Origin of the sequence: Ruegeria sp. HKCCD7303 (assembly GCF_013111185.1) — a bacterium.
Taxonomy (GTDB): Bacteria; Pseudomonadota; Alphaproteobacteria; order Rhodobacterales; family Rhodobacteraceae; genus Ruegeria.
This window is the reverse complement of the sequence record NZ_WVRE01000006.1, coordinates 89,788-106,576: the sequence shown is the minus strand read 5'-3', so window position 1 is coordinate 106,576 and position 16,789 is coordinate 89,788. Positions and strand designations below refer to the sequence as shown.

General features: G+C 58.2%; 14 protein-coding genes. 7 read left to right on the top strand and 7 right to left on the bottom strand.

Going from position 1 to position 16,789, the window contains the following annotated elements:
* Positions 1–13 precede the first annotated feature (13 nt).
* Positions 14–1,060 carry a rod shape-determining protein gene (locus GS630_RS15770; RefSeq protein WP_039523195.1) on the bottom strand — a complete coding sequence of 349 codons (1,047 nt, stop codon included), beginning with the start codon at positions 1,058–1,060 and terminating at the stop codon, positions 14–16.
* Positions 1,061–1,215: 155 nt separating this feature from the next.
* Here GS630_RS15770 and GS630_RS15765 point away from each other — a divergent pair, with 155 nt between their 5' ends.
* Positions 1,216–2,001 (top strand): 23S rRNA (adenine(2030)-N(6))-methyltransferase RlmJ, encoded by a 786-nt coding sequence (locus GS630_RS15765; protein ID WP_171179256.1) that lies wholly within the window; start codon positions 1,216–1,218, stop codon positions 1,999–2,001.
* 105 nt (positions 2,002–2,106) lie between these two features.
* Here GS630_RS15765 and GS630_RS15760 read toward each other — a convergent pair whose 3' ends face one another.
* Positions 2,107–3,675 (bottom strand): 2-isopropylmalate synthase, encoded by a 1,569-nt coding sequence (locus tag GS630_RS15760; RefSeq protein WP_171179258.1) that lies wholly within the window; start codon positions 3,673–3,675, stop codon positions 2,107–2,109.
* Positions 3,676–3,966: 291 nt separating this feature from the next.
* Between GS630_RS15760 and GS630_RS15755 the strand changes: the two genes are divergently transcribed.
* Positions 3,967–4,632: an SDR family NAD(P)-dependent oxidoreductase gene (locus GS630_RS15755; protein WP_171179260.1), complete on the top strand. Its 666-nt coding sequence runs from the start codon at positions 3,967–3,969 to the stop codon at positions 4,630–4,632.
* Positions 4,633–4,636: 4 nt separating this feature from the next.
* Here GS630_RS15755 and GS630_RS15750 read toward each other — a convergent pair whose 3' ends face one another.
* Positions 4,637–6,118 carry an MORN repeat-containing protein gene (locus GS630_RS15750; RefSeq protein ID WP_171179262.1) on the bottom strand — a complete coding sequence of 494 codons (1,482 nt, stop codon included), beginning with the start codon at positions 6,116–6,118 and terminating at the stop codon, positions 4,637–4,639.
* A gap of 154 nt (positions 6,119–6,272) precedes the next feature.
* Here GS630_RS15750 and GS630_RS15745 point away from each other — a divergent pair, with 154 nt between their 5' ends.
* The 3 genes from GS630_RS15745 to GS630_RS15735 all read left to right on the top strand — a co-directional run bounded on the left by GS630_RS15745 (position 6,273) and on the right by GS630_RS15735 (position 9,940).
* Positions 6,273–7,931, top strand: coding sequence for an NAD+ synthase (locus tag GS630_RS15745; protein ID WP_171620941.1), 1,659 nt, complete (start codon positions 6,273–6,275; stop codon positions 7,929–7,931).
* A 263-nt stretch (positions 7,932–8,194) separates the two neighbouring features.
* The gene (locus tag GS630_RS15740) at positions 8,195–8,470 is read left to right on the top strand and encodes a hypothetical protein (protein ID WP_171620940.1); all 276 of its coding nucleotides are present in this window, start codon (positions 8,195–8,197) and stop codon (positions 8,468–8,470) included.
* A gap of 138 nt (positions 8,471–8,608) precedes the next feature.
* Complete coding sequence (locus tag GS630_RS15735; protein ID WP_171620939.1) at positions 8,609–9,940, top strand: FAD-binding oxidoreductase; 1,332 nt, start codon at positions 8,609–8,611, stop codon at positions 9,938–9,940.
* Between the two features lie 4 nt (positions 9,941–9,944).
* Here GS630_RS15735 and GS630_RS15730 read toward each other — a convergent pair whose 3' ends face one another.
* A complete protein-coding gene (locus GS630_RS15730; RefSeq protein ID WP_171620938.1) occupies positions 9,945–10,877 on the bottom strand; it encodes an MBL fold metallo-hydrolase in 933 nt (310 codons plus the stop codon).
* A 139-nt stretch (positions 10,878–11,016) separates the two neighbouring features.
* Here GS630_RS15730 and gltX point away from each other — a divergent pair, with 139 nt between their 5' ends.
* A complete protein-coding gene (gltX, locus tag GS630_RS15725) occupies positions 11,017–12,342 on the top strand; it encodes a glutamate--tRNA ligase (RefSeq protein WP_171238481.1) in 1,326 nt (441 codons plus the stop codon).
* A gap of 26 nt (positions 12,343–12,368) precedes the next feature.
* Here gltX and GS630_RS15720 read toward each other — a convergent pair whose 3' ends face one another.
* Complete coding sequence (locus GS630_RS15720) at positions 12,369–12,980, bottom strand: gamma-glutamylcyclotransferase family protein (protein WP_171620937.1); 612 nt, start codon at positions 12,978–12,980, stop codon at positions 12,369–12,371.
* 93 nt (positions 12,981–13,073) lie between these two features.
* Between GS630_RS15720 and GS630_RS15715 the strand changes: the two genes are divergently transcribed.
* Complete coding sequence (locus GS630_RS15715; protein ID WP_171179277.1) at positions 13,074–13,520, top strand: Rrf2 family transcriptional regulator; 447 nt, start codon at positions 13,074–13,076, stop codon at positions 13,518–13,520.
* Between the two features lie 2 nt (positions 13,521–13,522).
* On the opposite strand, the gene GS630_RS15710 is transcribed toward GS630_RS15715, so the two are convergent.
* Together GS630_RS15710 and GS630_RS15705 are read right to left on the bottom strand one after the other, a co-directional pair.
* The gene (locus GS630_RS15710) at positions 13,523–16,051 is read right to left on the bottom strand and encodes an ABC transporter permease (RefSeq protein WP_171620936.1); all 2,529 of its coding nucleotides are present in this window, start codon (positions 16,049–16,051) and stop codon (positions 13,523–13,525) included.
* Positions 16,048–16,743, bottom strand: coding sequence for an ABC transporter ATP-binding protein (locus GS630_RS15705; RefSeq protein ID WP_171620935.1), 696 nt, complete (start codon positions 16,741–16,743; stop codon positions 16,048–16,050). Before GS630_RS15705 ends, GS630_RS15710 begins: the two co-directional genes overlap by 4 nt.
* Positions 16,744–16,789 lie beyond the last annotated feature (46 nt).

The window sequence follows — 16,789 nt, the reverse complement described above, 5'->3', positions numbered from 1 at the left end:
AAGGGTGCGCGCCTTAGCTTTCGTAGTCAATCGCGTGGCGCAGCTGTTTTTCATATTCTAGCGCCTTGCCGGTGCCCAAAGCCACACAATTCAGGCTTTCATCTGCAATCGACACGGCCAGACCAGTCTGTTCACGCAGGGCCAGATCCAGATCACCCAGAAGCGCACCGCCCCCGGTCAGCATCACACCCCGGTCCACAATATCTGCCGCCAGATCGGGCGGAGTGGTTTCCAGAGCGGTCATAACCGCTTCGCAAATCTGCTGTACGGGTTCCGAGAGTGCTTCGGCAACCTGAGCCTGGCTGATCTCAATTTCCTTGGGTACACCATTCAGCAGGTCGCGCCCTCGGATGTGCATCGACTGGCCACGGCCATCGTCGGGCATACGGGCGGTGCCGATGGTGGTCTTGATCCGCTCAGCGGTGGATTCACCGACCAGCAGGTTTTGTTGGCGACGCAAGTACGAGATGATGGCTTCGTCCATACGGTCGCCGCCCACGCGGACCGAGCGGGCGTAAACAATGTCACCCAGCGACAGAACCGCAACTTCGGTTGTCCCGCCGCCGATGTCGACGACCATGTTGCCGGTTGGGTCGGTGATCGGCATCCCTGCGCCAATTGCGGCTGCAATCGGTTCTGCAATAAGGCCAGCGCGGCGCGCGCCCGCTGACAGAACCGATTGACGGATCGCGCGTTTTTCGACCGGCGTCGCACCGTGAGGCACACAGACGATGATCTTGGGTTTTGAGAAGGTCGAGCGCTTGTGCACTTTGCGGATGAAGTGCTTGATCATCTCTTCCGCTGTGTCGAAGTCGGCAATCACACCTTCGCGCATCGGGCGGATGGCTTCGATCGAACCGGGTGTCCGGCCCAGCATCAGCTTGGCATCCTCGCCAACTGCGAGAACCTTTTTCACACCGTCCTTGACGTGATAGGCGACCACCGAGGGTTCAGACAGGATGACACCGCGCCCCTTGACGTAAACCAGCGTGTTTGCTGTTCCAAGGTCGATAGCCATATCCGCTGTGAACAGGCCGCCCAGATTGCCAAAGATCCCCATGTTTCCCCTGATCCTGTATGTCGGTTTTTCTACTGCCCGCGACTCGACGGTTCCGGGACGGATGACTTATAGGGTGCCATCACGCCCGGTAAAAGGGCTGATTCCGCGACAATCAGCACCTTTCCGCCTTATTGATTGGGACTTTAGAAGGCAAAATGCTCTCTTATCAACACATTTACCACGCCGGCAATCTGGCTGATGTCCAAAAGCACGCATTGTTGGCCTGGGTGCTGAATTATCTGACACGCAAGGACAAGCCGCTCAGCTATATCGAAACGCATTCCGGGCGGGGTTTGTACAAGCTGGATGCGGCCGAAGCCGTGCGCACCGGCGAGGCGGCTGCAGGGATCAAGCGTGCACAGCAAGAGGGTTGGTTCGGGGATGATCATCCAATGGCGCGCGTTTTGCACCGCGTGCAGGCGCGGCACGGTTCCTCTGCCTATCCCGGATCGCCACTGGTTGCGGCCAATCTGCTGCGGGATCAGGACAGCTTGCATTTTGCGGAACTTCACCCACAAGAACATGCCGCTCTGGCCTTGGCCATGTCGCCCTTTGGGGCCAAGGTTTACCAGCAAGACGGTTTTGCGCTGGCGCAATCCCTGCTTCCACCCACACCTCGCAGGGGTATGCTGCTGATCGACCCGAGTTATGAGGTGAAAACCGATTATGACCGGCTGCCCGGGATCATCGCCAAGCTGCACCGTAAGTGGAATGTCGGTATCATTGCGCTGTGGTATCCCATCCTTTCGGATAAGCGCCACCTGCCCATGACCCGTGCTTTGAAGTTGCAAAACTACCCCAAAGCTGTCTGTCACGAGGTGACGTTCCCTCCGGTTCGTCAAGGGCATCGGATGGTCGGCTCCGGCATGTTCATCATCAACGCCCCGTTTGGCATCGAAGACGAAGTGGAACGTCTGTCCACTTTGTTTGACCAGCTTTGAAAAGAAGTTGGGCCCGGCAGCGCGCCATAAGCGCGCTGCCGGGCCCAAAGCCCAAAAAGGGACGGCGAAGCCGGGCCGCCGCGGGTGCGGGAGCCCTTGGGCCGTTCAGGTCAGGTCTTTATAGCTGATCTCACGCGTATCAGCACCGGGACCCGCTTTTTCGCGCCGTACGATCAGGCGGTTCAGCGCGTGGATATACGCTTTGGCCGAGGCCACCACCGTGTCTGTATTGGCTGACTGGCCTGTGGCGATCATTCCATCCTCGCTCAGGCGAACAGAAACGGTAGCTTGCGCATCTGTGCCTTCGGTGACCGCATGAACCTGATACAGCTGAAGGCGGGCGGTGTTGGGATAGATTGCCCGTATCGCTTTGAAGGTCGCGTCCACCGGTCCGTCACCATGTTCAGTGGCGATAACGTCCTTGCCGTCCATTTCCAACTCGACCGTGGATTCCGCCTGACCACCTGTACCGCAGGTCACTTTCATCGAGACAAGCTGAAGATAATCATCGTGATCATCCATCGTCATCAACGCGATGAGGTCGTCGTCAAACACCTCTTTCTTGCGGTCGGCCAGATCCTTGAATCGCACGAAGATGTCTTTGAGTTGGTTGTCCCCAACCTCAAAACCCAACGTCTCAAGCTTGTCGCGCAGCGCCGCGCGGCCCGAGTGTTTGCCCAGCGGCAGAGAAGTACCGGACAGGCCAATGTCCTCGGGGCGCATGATTTCAAAGTTTTCGCGGTTCTTGAGCATCCCGTCTTGGTGGATGCCGCTTTCATGCGCAAAGGCGTTCTTGCCAACAATGGCCTTGTTGAACTGCACGTTGAACCCCGACACTGTCGCCACGCGACGGGAGATATGCATGATCTTGGTGGTGTCGATACCGGTGTGCCAAGGCATGATGTCATTGCGGGTGCGTAGGGCCATCACGACTTCTTCCAACGCGGTGTTGCCCGCACGTTCGCCCAACCCGTTGATGGTGCATTCGATCTGACGCGCGCCACCGGCGACTGCGGCCAGCGAGTTCGCGGTCGCCATGCCCAGGTCGTTGTGGCAATGGGTGGCAAAGATCACCTCATCCGCGCCCGGAACCGTTTCGATCAGGCGTTTGATCAGGTCAGCGCTTTCGACCGGTGCGGTGTATCCCACAGTATCTGGAATGTTGATCGTGGTAGCCCCGGCTTTGATTGCAATCTCGATTACGCGGCACAGGTAGTCCCACTCCGTCCGCGTTGCATCCATAGGCGACCACTGTACGTTTTCGCACAGATTACGCGCGTGGCTGACCGTTTCGTGAATCTTGTCGGCCATCTCATCCATTGTCAGGTTCGGAATGGCGCGGTGCAGTGGAGAAGTGCCGATAAACGTGTGAATCCGGTTTTGCTCGGCGTGTTTCACCGCCTCCCAACAGCGATCAATGTCGGCGAAGTTAGCGCGCGCCAGACCGCAGATGCGGCTGTTCTTCGCGCGTTGGGCGATCTCGGACACCGCCTTGAAATCACCCTCGGACGCGATTGGAAAGCCAGCCTCGATGATGTCGACGCCCATTTCGTCCAGCAGTTCGGCAATCTCCAGCTTTTCGTCATGGGTCATGGTCGCGCCGGGGCTCTGCTCGCCGTCGCGCAAAGTGGTATCGAAGATCAAGACGCGGTCTTGGTCGGTCACGTTTGTCATGGGAATCTCTTTCTTGTCTGTCCTAAAGCCTTCTTGGCGCGCTGGCGTCCTCCTCTGAGCGGGCGCGCCGGATGGCACGCTCAGAGGCGGATTAGGATCAGTAGGCCACGCAGAGACGCACCGCGCAGGGCGGTGTCGGCACAAAGGATATCTGCACGGTTGATCATGGGATTGAGGTTATACAGAGCCCGCCAGGAATGAAAAGGCCAATTTGCGTCCAACAGGTCCTGCGCTGGCTTTCTAATTCCAGACCAACTTGATTGTGCCCTCTGCGCAGCTAGCTGGATGCAGATGAAAACAGCATTGATCATCGGAGCCTCGGGTGGCATTGGCGCTGCGGTTTGTACTACCTTAGAGTCGCAAGGCGTCTCGGTAACGGGTCTGTCGCGGTCAATGGATGGGTTCGATCTGACTGACCCTGACCATGCGTTGCCGATCATTGATGGGCTGTCCGATCCCTTTGACTTGATACTGGTCGCATCCGGAGCGTTGGAGATCGAAGGCGCTGCACCGGAAAAGACAATTCGTGCGGTTTCAGCCAAGGCGATGATGGATCAATTTGCACTCAACGCGGTAGGTCCGGCTTTGGTGCTGAGCCGGGCACACAGGCTTTTGCCCCGCAAGGGGCGGTCGGTTTTTGCGGTTCTCTCAGCGCGTGTAGGATCCATCGCGGACAATCGGATGGGCGGCTGGATCAGCTACCGGGCCGCCAAGGCTGCGGTAAATCAGGTTGTCCATACCTCAGCCATCGAGCTGTCGCGGACGCATAAGCAGGCGATTTGTGTCGCCTTGCATCCAGGGACCGTGAAAACTGCGTTCACTCAGAAGTACTTGAATCGGCATCCCGCCGTCGAGCCGGAGGTCGCCGCCCAAAACCTGTTATCCGTGATCAATGGACTGACGCCAGAGGATACCGGCGGTTTCTTTGATTGGGCCGGGCAACCCGTTCCTTGGTGAGCGTTTACCCGTCGGAGGCCTCGGGCGTTTCGGCCTGATCATCCGGCGCGGGCTGTGGATCCGGCGTGTCTGACTCGCTTTGCTGGTCAGAGGCACGGCCCGGCAAGACTCCGTTTTCCCAAATACCAGTTTCTTCCTGCCCGTTGGCATAGCGCATCGTTCCGCTGCCCTGGCGCTTGTTATCGACAAAATTGCCTTCGTACACATCGCCGTTCGAATAAGTGGCGACGCCGACGCCTTCGATCTTACCTTCGGACCAGTCGCCCACGTATTTGAAGCCAGCGGGGGTCACGATTTCCCCTTTGCCATGTCGTTTTCCGTTCAGAAAATCACCGGTATAGATGGTCCCGTCGGAATAGGTCGCTTTGCCTTTGCCCTGGCGAACGCCATCGACCCAGTCGCCGTCATAGACCGAACCGTCCGCGCGTGTCACGACGCCCTTGCCATGGCTTTGCGCGTTCTTGAACTGGCCCTTGTAGATCATTCCGTTGGCATAAGTGGCCGTGCCCTGACCCTCGATCACGCCCGCGATCCAATCACCTTCATAGGTTGACCCATCAGGATAGGTGATGCGGCCCGTACCCTCGGCCAAATCGGCAACAAAATCGCCGACATAAACCGAGCCATCGGGATAAGTCAGCTCTCCCAGACCTTCGATCTGTCCCTGGTTCCAGTCGCCGGTATACACAAAGCCGTCCGTGCCGGTGAACGTGCCCTTGCCCTGGCGGCGATCATCGACAAAGTCGCCTTCGTACACGTCGCCTTGCGCGTGGGTCACTTTGCCTTTGCCCTGACGGCGCCCTTCTACCAGTTCGCCCTCGTAGACATCGCCATTGGCATAGGTCAGGCGACCGGTGCCGGTGATCTGATCCTGCGCCCATTCACCGGAATATATCATGCCGTCGGGAATGGTTTGCGTGCCCGTGCCATCGCGCAAACCTGCACTGACGTCGCCTTCGTACACGCTGCCGTCCGCGTAGGTGACTTTGGCCTTGCCCTGCCGCTGACCATCAACCCAGTCGCCATCATAGATGTATCCGTCGGGAAAAGTCAGAATGCCTTTGCCGTGCCGCTGGGCGTTTTTGAACTCACCTTCATAGCGCGTGCCATTTGCAAATTCTGCAACTCCCGTACCGTTGATCGACCCGTTGGACCATTCGCCGTCATAGCTGCTGCCATTGGCGTAAACGATCTTACCGCGCCCTTCGGGTTGGCCTTTGGCAAAACTGCCTTCATAGATCGACCCGTCCGGATAGCGGGTCAAGCCCTGACCCTGAATCTCGCCTTCAACCCACTGGCCCGTGTATTCAAACCCGTTGGGCAGCCTGTACGTCCCCGTCCCGTGACGCAAACCGTTTTCATAGGTGCCTTCATAGACGCCGCCAACCTCGTCATCTTTGACGATGACCGTTCCGTCCTGCGCAAACGCTGTCGCCGCGGACAGACTTAGCCCCGCTGCCAAAATCGAGTATCGGATCACGTTCATTTTCGGTCCTGCCTGCCGGGTCATCGCTGGTTGCATCTTTGAAAGCAAAACTAGGATACCGTCGAAGGCAGGGCAACGGCTTTTGCCGCATTGGCCTTTTACTCGCGCGGTGATCTGCTAAATGGCAATAGGACTGACGAGGCAAGAGGGCAGCATGGCCGACCGTTTCCGCATCACTTTGGCGCAACTGAACCCAACCGTGGGCGACATCGAAGGCAACGCAGACAAGGCCGTTTCCGCATGGGAGCAAGGCAAGGCGGCCGGTGCTGATCTGGTGGCTTTCCCCGAGATGTTCATCACCGGGTACAACACGCAGGATCTGATCCAGAAGCCAGTGTTTCACCGTGCGGCCATGGCGGCGGTCGAGGCGTTGGCCAAAACATGCGCAGACGGACCAGCGATTGCCATTGGCGCGCCTTGGGCGGAAGAGGACAAGTTGTTCAACGCCTACCTGATCCTCAAAAACGGGCGGATCACCAGCAAGGTTTTGAAACATCATTTGCCGAACGAAACCGTTTTTGACGAAGTGCGCCTGTACGATGCCGGACCGTTGGGTGGGCCGTATTCAGTTGGAAACTTCCGTATAGGCAGCCCGATTTGCGAGGATGGCTGGCACCCGGACGTCGCAGAAACGCTCGAGGAAACCGGGGCCGAGTTTCTGCTGATCCCCAACGGATCGCCCTATTTCCGCAACAAGTATGACGTGCGCCTAAATCACATGGTGGCACGGGTTGTCGAAACAGGTCTGCCGCTGATTTACCTGAACATGGTGGGCGGGCAGGACGATCAGGTTTTTGACGGTGCTAGCTTTGGCCTGAACCCGGGTGGAGAGCTGGCCTTCCGGATGCCTGTTTTTGACGAAACTGTCTCACAAGTGGACCTTGAGCGTGGTGACGATGGCTGGCGGATTACGCCGGCCGAAATCGTTCCTCAGCCAGATGTATGGGAGCAGGATTACCGCGCGATGGTGCAATCGCTGCGGGACTATATGGGCAAGACGGGTTTCAAAAAGGCGCTTCTTGGTCTGTCAGGCGGGGTCGATTCTGCCTTGGTGGCGGCCATCGCGGTTGACGCCATCGGGGCCGAAAACGTGCGCTGTGTGATGTTGCCATCGGAATATACCAGCCAGGCTTCGCTGGATGATGCCGAGGCCGTCGCCAAGGCGCTGGGCGTGCACTATGATTTTGTGCCGATTTCCGAGGGCCGGGCCGCGGTAACGAATACTCTGGCGCCTTTGTTTGCAGGGCTGGACGAAGGACTGACCGAGGAAAATATTCAGTCTCGCCTGCGTGGACTGTTGCTGATGGCGATCTCGAACAAGTTTGGTGAAATGCTGTTGACCACCGGCAACAAGTCCGAGGTCGCGGTGGGCTATGCCACGATCTATGGCGACATGAATGGCGGTTATAATCCGATCAAAGATCTATACAAAACCCGCGTGTTTGAAACCTGCCGTTGGCGCAACGTCAATCATCGAGACTGGATGATGGGTCCCAAGTGCGAGGTGATCCGCCCGTCCATTATCGACAAACCGCCAAGTGCCGAGCTGCGCGCAGACCAGAAGGACAGCGACAGCTTGCCCGACTACCCGGTTCTGGACGGTATCCTTGAGATTTTGGTCGATCAGGATGGCTCAATCGCCGACTGCGTCGCTGCCGGGTATGACGAAGCCGAGGCCCGGCGGGTCGAACATCTGATTTACATCAGTGAATACAAACGGTTCCAGTCTGCCCCCGGTACGCGCCTCAGCAAGCGGGCCTTCTGGCTGGATCGGCGCTATCCAATTGTGAATCGATGGCGCGATCGGACCTGAAAACCAGGGGCCGGACGGCCAGTTTGGAAACAGTGCCTATAGATTAGGCAAAATTGTATCCCAAGTGTGAGAAATTGATTGTGATTTGAGGCGGTTACGGCTGCCTCAAGCTTGCCTGCGCGACATTTTTCTGCCACATTTTTGCTTAGAAGTTGCCCGATGTGGGGCGGGTGCGACGCATTTAAAAAGTACGTGTAGATTTGGTTTTCGGTACGAGCGACGCATCCTGGGTTGAATGTCTGAGTGAACGGTATGGTGTTAATATGTACAAGGAATATGATAGCTCGCTTCATACACCTTTGAAATGGCGGTCTATAGAGACGCAGCCGCAAGAATTGGATGAAGAAAAGCTGGATGCGGCGATCGCCAATCTAATGGAGGAACAGCGAGAATTGGATGAGCTTGCTGCACTCAATTTCCGAACCGAGTTTCCGAGGTTGCTGCCGCAAAAGGAAGTAACAAATCAAGCGGCATCCAAACAAAACGGGTTGTCGGCGATCTTGCGCCAGAAATGGGCAGAGTTGTCCGGCGCGGCCTAATACGCTCGTTGCTGACACCGATTTCGGCACCTGGGCCACAGGTGTCGAAAATACTGCAACAACGCTCGGAATTCACATTGCCTATACGCGGCAGGCAGGTCTCCATACTGGTCCAAGCGACCGATGTAAGACCTATTGATGACCGCACCCAAACCGACCCCAGTTGAATCTGATCTGGCTCTGCCCAAACATGTGGATGTTGTTGTTATTGGCGGTGGCATCATCGGCGTTTCAACAGCATTGGAGCTGGCTGAACGCGGCGCTTCTGTTCTTTTGTGTGAAAAGGGTCAGATTGCAGCAGAGCAGAGTTCGCGCAATTGGGGTTGGGTGCGTCTGGGTATGCGAGACCCAAGGGAAATTCCCCTGATGCAAGAGGCGTTGCGCATCTGGCAAACGCTGGACGAGCGTTTGGGGCGCGAAACAGGCTATACCCAATCCGGCATCCTTTTTGGGGCCTCTGGCGCAAGAGACGCAGCCAACCTGCAAAAGTGGATGCGCCATGTTGAGGGATTGCAGACTGGGGCCAGGATGGTGTCCGGCAGTGAACTTTCCGATTTACTGCATGGGCACCAAACAGGTCTGACAGCGGCGCTTTACATGCCGCAGGACGGTCGTGCCGAGCCGCAATGGGCTGCTCCGGCTGTTGCCGAGGCTGCACGAGACCGGGGCGCTGTGATCATGACGCAATGTGCAGTCCGCAGCGTCGAAACCAAGGATGGGCACATTTCCGGTGTCTTTACCGAGCGTGGAAAAGTGGTTTGCGGACGCGTCGTTCTGGCGGGTGGGGCCTGGTCGCGGTTGTTTGCTGGCAACGCGGGCGTCGAGCTGCCGCAACTCAAGGTTTTGAACACAGTGCTTCGCACATCCCCCGTGCACGATGGGCCTGGACCCGCGTTGTGGTCCGACGATTTTGCGATCCGCAAGCGCGCTGACGGCGGCTATACCATTGCGTCTGGCCACGAAAACACGGTGGACATTGTGCCCGACAGCTTCCGGCTTGCGAAACGGTTCTTGCCTGCCTTTGCGCAGGAGTGGAAATCCTTGCGCTTTCGCCTGTCCAGACGCTGGGCGATCGAAGCGCGACACGATCGGCACTGGCTGCCCACCGATGTGACCCCGTTCGAGCAGTGCCGAAATTTGGACCCTGAGCCATCGCAGAAAGTGTTGCGGCACGCTTGGAGCCGCGCCTGCAAAGGGTTCCCGGCGCTTATGAACAGCGAAGTTGTGCAAAGTTGGGCTGGAATGATCGACGTTACGCCTGACGCCATTCCGGTGATCTCAGGTGTTGATGAGTTGCCGGGCCTATTCATTGGCACAGGATTCTCTGGCCATGGATTTGGCATTGGTCCGGGCGCCGGACGGTTGATCGCCGATCTTGTCGCTGAAACGACGCCTTGCGTGGATCCGGCCGCGTTTCGCCTTTCGCGGTTCACCGACGGCTCGAAAGTGAGGCCGGATCCGGGGTATTAACGGCTTAGCCCATCATCTGATAGCTGACCGGGACAAAGCGGAAACCGTCGCCTCGGGTTTCGACAAAGCCCGCGCCGGGGAACGGCATGTGATAGCCGACCATCGGTACCTTATCTGCCGCCAGCATCCCCAGAACGTTGCGACGCGCGGCTGTTGCTGCTGCCTTGTCCATGTCAAATCGGACCTCCCATTCGGGATGCGCGAAAGACCAGACATAGTGGTTGGCCAGATCTGCCGTCAGGATAAGGCGCTGTCCGTTGCTTTCCAGATGATACACGGTGTGACCTGGCGTGTGGCCATACGCGGCGACTGCCGTGATGCCTGACGTCACTTCGCCACCGTCGCCGATAAAGCTCATCTTTTCTGCCAGTGGGGTTACCTTGGCGGCCACCAGATCGCCGACGCGGTTGCCCGCCTCCTGCGCCGCCCAGAAATCATATTCGGGCGCAGCGGTCACGTAACGCGCATTTGCAAATGTAGGCGCGTCGTTGGTGGTCATGCCTCCGATGTGATCAGGATGCATGTGTGTCAGCACCACGACGTCGATTTGGTCCGGCGTCACGCCTGCATCGGCCAGAGCTGCCTGAATGCCACCTTGTCCCAATCCGGTGTCAAAAAGAACCAGTTCAGAACCTGTGTTGACCAGTGAAGGGGTAAAGAAAAACTGGGCTGCATCTGCCGGAATGAAATTGTCCGCTGAAACCTTGGCGAATTCCTCATCTGTCGCTCCACCGCCAAAGATCTCTTTGGCACCGTCGCGTGCAATGCTGCCATCCAGCAGCGTGGTTACCGTAAAGTCGCCCAGCGTGAAGGACTTGGCGATGGTCGAGTTTGCTTTGGTGCCCGAGCCTGCAGCCAGAAGCGGTGAAGCGGCAGACGCAAATGGCAAAGCTGCGGCTGCGCCCAACGCGGCGCGGCGTGTAAGATTGAAAGTCATTTTGGGGTCTCCCTTTAGGTGCCAGCGTCAAATAGATAGGACGGAACAGGGCGGCTGCCACTCCACGTTCGCGTGAGCGGGCCTGCGACTGGACAAAACACGCGTCTTATGACAAGAGCCGCGCCAACAGGAGACACCCATGACAACCACCCGTTTCGCCCCGTCGCCCACCGGATACATCCATGTGGGCAACCTGCGCACCGCCCTGATGAACTATCTGATCGCTCGCAAGGCGGGCGGTACATTCATCCTGCGAATTGACGACACCGATCCCGAGCGCTCGAAAGAAGAATATGTCGATGCCATCAAGCGGGATCTGGAGTGGCTGGGTCTGCACTGGGACAAGGTTGAACGCCAGTCTGAGCGCTTGGATCGCTATGCCGAAGCTGCGGACAAGCTGCGTGAGATGGGTCGGTTCTATGAGGCGTTTGAGACGCCGACCGAGCTGGACTTGAAACGCAAGAAGCAACTGAACATGGGCAAGCCACCGGTCTATGACCGGGCCGCGCTGAACCTGTCAGATGCCGAGAAAGACGCCCTGCGCGCCGAACGTGGCAACGGTGTATGGCGCTTCAAGCTGGATCATGAGCGTATCGAATGGACTGATGGTATTCTGGGCGACATCTCGATTGATGCTGCTTCAGTTTCTGACCCCGTGCTGATCCGCGGTGACGGTCAGGTGCTTTACACGATTGCGTCCGTTGTGGACGATACCGAAATGGGTGTAACCGATGTGGTGCGGGGGTCGGACCACGTGACCAACACCGCTACGCAGATCCAGATCATCGAAGCGCTGGGCGGCCAGTGCCCCCGTTTTGCCCACCACTCGCTACTGACCGGCCCGCAGGGTGAGGCCCTTTCGAAACGTTTGGGCACGCTGGCGTTGCGCGACCTGCGCGAACAGGGCGTGCAGCCGATGGCTTTGTTGAGCCTGATGGCGCGTCTGGGGTCGTCTGACCCGGTTGAATTGCGCTCGGACATGGCGGAACTGATCGAAGGGTTTGATGTGAACCGGTTTGGTGCAGCACCGACCAAGTTTGATGTACAGGACCTGTTCCCTCTGACCGCAAAGCACCTGCAATCGCTGCCGCTGACAGATGTAGCTGATGCGGTGGAAGACGCTGGAGTTCCGGCTGATTTGGCGGAACCCTTCTGGGCAATGGCGCGCGAAAACATCACCACTCTGGCTGATCTGAAAGGCTGGTGGGAACTGTGCCGCGATGGGGCCGAACCATTGATTGCCGATGAAGATCGAGAGTTTATTGCCGAAGCGGTCGCTTTGTTGCCCGATGGCCCGTTTGATGGCGAGACCTGGGGTACTTGGACCAAAGCGGTGAAAGAGGCAACAGGCCGCAAGGGCAAGGGCCTGTTCATGCCGCTGCGCAAAGCCCTGACCGGGATGGAGCGGGGGCCGGAAATGGCGGCTCTACTGCCCTTGCTGCAGGTGATCCGCGCACGGGGCTGAATGCTCCGTACCGAAACGGTATGAATTTAGAATTTGAAAGAGGCAGGAAATTCGTCTGCATCTTTTTGTTGATGTGGCTGGATTATCTTTACCGATGCGCGCTTCAGGCGGTTATCTACAAATGCTGTCTCGTCAGGTTTGAGCAGTTGGTGACGGGGATATTTCGGCTCGGCCCGATCATTCACAACAGGCGCGTCCCAGCCGTCGGTTGTGGCAAAGAACCGGTCCGCACCATCTGGTCCAAACGCCCTCAGGTATCCCTGCACAACCACATCGATATAACTGAGCAGCAAGGGATGGTGATTGCTGGGCGCGGTGTGCCGGTCATGGGGCACCGCATAAACCGCGATTTCGACATCATGCGTCAGGGTGTGTGAAATCGAATTCGTTGCCGGAACCCGGTCATAGGCCCATTCCCGCTGATCCAGTGCGGCCCAGTCGTTTTTTGGCACATGCGCGATCATTCCTTCGATCTCAGCCTCGGGGTCGGGAACTGCGGTCAGGAACGCGACCGGGCGCAGATCGGTATGACGCCACGCCCGCCTCCAGCCTTTCAGTTTTGCCGGACGCGGGTCGGGAAAATCATGTGTGGCGAGGTTCACAAGGCTGCCATAGCCAAAGAAATAGGGGTCAGGCATGGATAAGGCGTCCTTTTGATCGATTGATGTATGTCAAACCGCTTTTTTCCCGGACATGCAATAAGGCTGCATCTTGAATTCAGGGAGGCCCTCATGCGGATTACGAAACGGACAAATATTGCCGTGCGCCTTTTGATGTATTGCGCAGCGCACCCGGACAGGTTGGTCACCAAGTCGGAAATTGCCGAAGTGTGTAACATTTCGGAAAATCATCTCGCGCAGGTGATCAACCAACTGAGCCAGTTGGACTATCTAAGCACGCAACGGGGTCGCAATGGCGGCATGTCTTTGGCGCGCCCGGCGGAAGAAATTCGGATCGGCGCGGTGTTTCGGCATGTTGAGGGCGCCTTGCCCATTGCCGAATGTTTTGCGGATGCGGACAATACCTGCCCCTTGACGGATGCCTGCCGGTTGCGGCTGGCGCTGCAAGACGCGGCCGAAGTGTTTTACGCCTCTCTCGATGATGTTTCGCTGGATGCTTTGGTTTGTGACAATGATCCGTTGCTGAAGCTTTTGCAGCCCGTGGCCTGTGTGCGCTGAGCTTAGTCGCTGGCGCGCAGGATGCGGGCTGGCCGGGCCGAAAGCGGGCGCAGAGCAAAGGCAAGACCTGCGCAAAGCGTGACGCCGATCCCGGCCAGAACAATGCCCAACGCCGAAGACCAGATGATCGCAAAATCCGTCTCGAAAATGTAGGTGGCAACGGCCCATCCGCCCAGAATGCCGACCAGCAAGGCGACGCAGCCTGCGGCGGCCCCCAATAAGACAGAGCGCAGGCCAAAGCTGCGCAGGATGCGGCCCCGATTGGCCCCGAGGGTTTTCAGGATTGCCGCTTCGTATCTGCGGGCAGGTTCGCCTGCCGCTGCGGCTCCGATCAAGACCAGAAATCCGGTTAGCAAGGACACACCTGCGCCGTAAGATGTGGCGGCGGCGATACCGGCCAGCAGCCCTGAAACGCGGTCGATGGCATCGCGTACGCGAATGGCCGTGATGTTGGGGAACTGACCTGCGAGATCCCTGAGGATGGCAGCCTCGGCCTGCTCTTCTGCATAGACAGTGGCGATGAAACTATGCGGTGCACCGGACAGTGCAGAGGGGTTCATCGACATAATGAATCCCATGCCAGCGGTTGAGAAATCCACCTCGCGCAACGAGGTCAGCTCTGCGGTTATGTCGCGACCAAGGATATTGACGGTCAGTTGATCGCCAAGTTGCAGGCCCATTTCGGCGGCTTCTTCAGCGGCAAAGCTGACCTGAGGTGTGCCCGAATAATCCTCGGCCCACCACTCCCCATCGGTTACATTCGCGTTTGCCGGGGGTCGGGCAGAATAGGTGACACCACGGTCTCCTTCGAGCACCCAATGATCACCAGCCACATCACGGGCAGGACGGCCATTGATCTGCGTGATGATCCCACGCAGCATTGGCGCGCTTTCGATGCGGCTGACGGCAGGGTCCGAGGTCAGGCGATCGGAAAAGCCGGGCATCTGATCCTTTTGGATGTCGACAAAGAAATATGAGGGCGCGACATCTGGTAGGTTGCCTGAGATTGCGTTGCGCAGCGTGCCGTCGATCTGTCCAACGGCGGCCAGAACGGACAAGCCCAGACCGAGCGACAGAACAACCGAGCCTGCGCCCTCACGCGGGTCTGAAATGGCGGACAAGGCCCATCGCAGGGCAGGGCGGCCGCGTGCCAGAGGAGCTACGGCCCGGGCCAGTTTGCGAATGGCATAGGCAGAGAGGCTTAATAAAACCAGCGCACCCACCAGCCCGCCGCTTGTCCAAAGGGTCAATCGTGTGGAACCGCTGAACCAGGCGGCAACGGTGACAAGCAATGCGAGCCCAATTGCGGTGGCGATGACATAAATCGGGCGTGGGAGCGCTCGGGCCGTACTCAGCGCATCGCGAAACAGGGTTGCGGCCCGCACGTCTTCTGTTCTGGCCAATGGCCAAAGCGTGAAAAGAAATGCGGTGAGCAGCCCATAGATTGCGGCCTCAATCAGTGGCTGTGGATAGAGCGAGAATACTGCCGGAACCGGTAACTGGCTTTCCAACAGAGGCGCCAGAAGCAGCGGAGCCAGCCCGCCCAGCGCCAGGCCGAGCGCAATTCCGATGACAGACAGCACGCCGATTTGAAGCATGTAGGTTTGAAAAATCGTTGCGCGATCAGCCCCCAAGGTGCGCAAGGTCGCCACGGTTTCTGTTTTTTGGCTCAGGTACGCGCGCACGGCGGCTGAAACACCAATGCCGCCCACCGCAAGGCCCGAGAGGCCGACAAGAACCAGAAAGGCGCTCAGGCGGCTGACAAACTCGGAAATACCGGGGGCACCGTTGCGCGCATCGCTCCATCGCATTCCCGTGCCGTCGAAGGCTTTGTCAGCTTCGGCGGCGATTTCGGCAAGGACGATCGTGTCTGGCAGGTTCAAACGGTATTTGGTCGAAAACAGAGTGCCGGGCTCCAACAACCCAGACGTCTGTAGCGCCTCGGTTCTCACCAATGTGCGCGGTCCAAGGCCAAACCCATCTGCCGCGCTGTCGGGTTCGTTCACCAGTGCGGCTGTCAGGACAAATTCCTGCGCCCCAAGCTTGAAGCGATCACCAACGGCCAGCCCAAGCCGGTCGATCAGAACTTGTTCCATGACTGCTCCGGGCAAGCCGGATGTCCCGTTTAGGGCGTCATCCAGCGTTATGTCAGGATCCAGTCTGACCGAACCAATCAAGGGGTACGCAGTGTCGACAGATTTCACTTGCGTCAGTGCGCGCTCCGGTTCTTCGGCACGGGGCACAACAGCCATCGAGCGGAAATCGACGATCTCGGACACCTGCTCGGATGCTTGCTGCATCCAGGCGCGCTCGGCCTCATCTGCAAAGCGATAGGTGAATTCAAGCTGGGCGTCGCCGCCCAAAAGCGAAGCACCTTCTTGCGCCAATCCGGTTTGAATGGCTTGCCGTACCGACCCTACGGCTGCAATGGCTGCGACGCCAAGCGCCAGACATGCCAGAAAGATCCTAAACCCCCGCAAGCCTCCGCGCAGCTCGCGACGGGCGAGCCGCCCCGCCAGTCGCAGGCTCATTCGGCGGCCTCCTGCCGAGTTTCTTCCGCAATCCGTCCATCGCGAAGGCGAACAACCCGATCGCAGCGTTCCGCCAAGGAACGGCTGTGAGTGACAAGAACGAGGGTCGCATCAAATTTCTGACGCAGTCCAAACAGGAGATCAACAATCGCAGCGCCGTTGGTTTCATCCAGGTTCCCGGTGGGTTCATCTGCCAACAAAATCTTGGGGCGCGGCGCTGAGGCACGGGCAAGTGCCACGCGCTGTTGTTCACCGCCCGACAGTTGCGCCGGATAGTGATCGCGCCGATGCGATAGCCCGACAGCGTCCAGCACAGTCTCGGCCAGGTCGAACGCATCCCTGTGCCCTGACAGCTCCAGCGGTGTTGCGACATTCTCAAGCGCAGTCATGGTCGGGATCAGGTGAAAGTTTTGGAACACCACTCCCATGTTGTTGCGGCGAAAGCGGGCCAGTGCATCTTCGTCCATGCTTGTCAGGTCCTGATCCAGCGCGGTGATCTGTCCGCTGGTCGCTTGCTCCAACCCACCCATCAACATCAGGAGCGAAGATTTGCCCGAACCGGACGGCCCGATCAGGCCCAGTGTTTCACCCTTGGTCACAGACAACGTAATGTCATGCAGAATATCGACCCGCCCGGCATTGCCATCCAGCGACAAAGCAGCATTTTGGAGGGTGAGAACAGCAGATGTCATGGGTTTACCCGATTAAGGAGCGGTCCTTTGGGATATGGAGCGATCA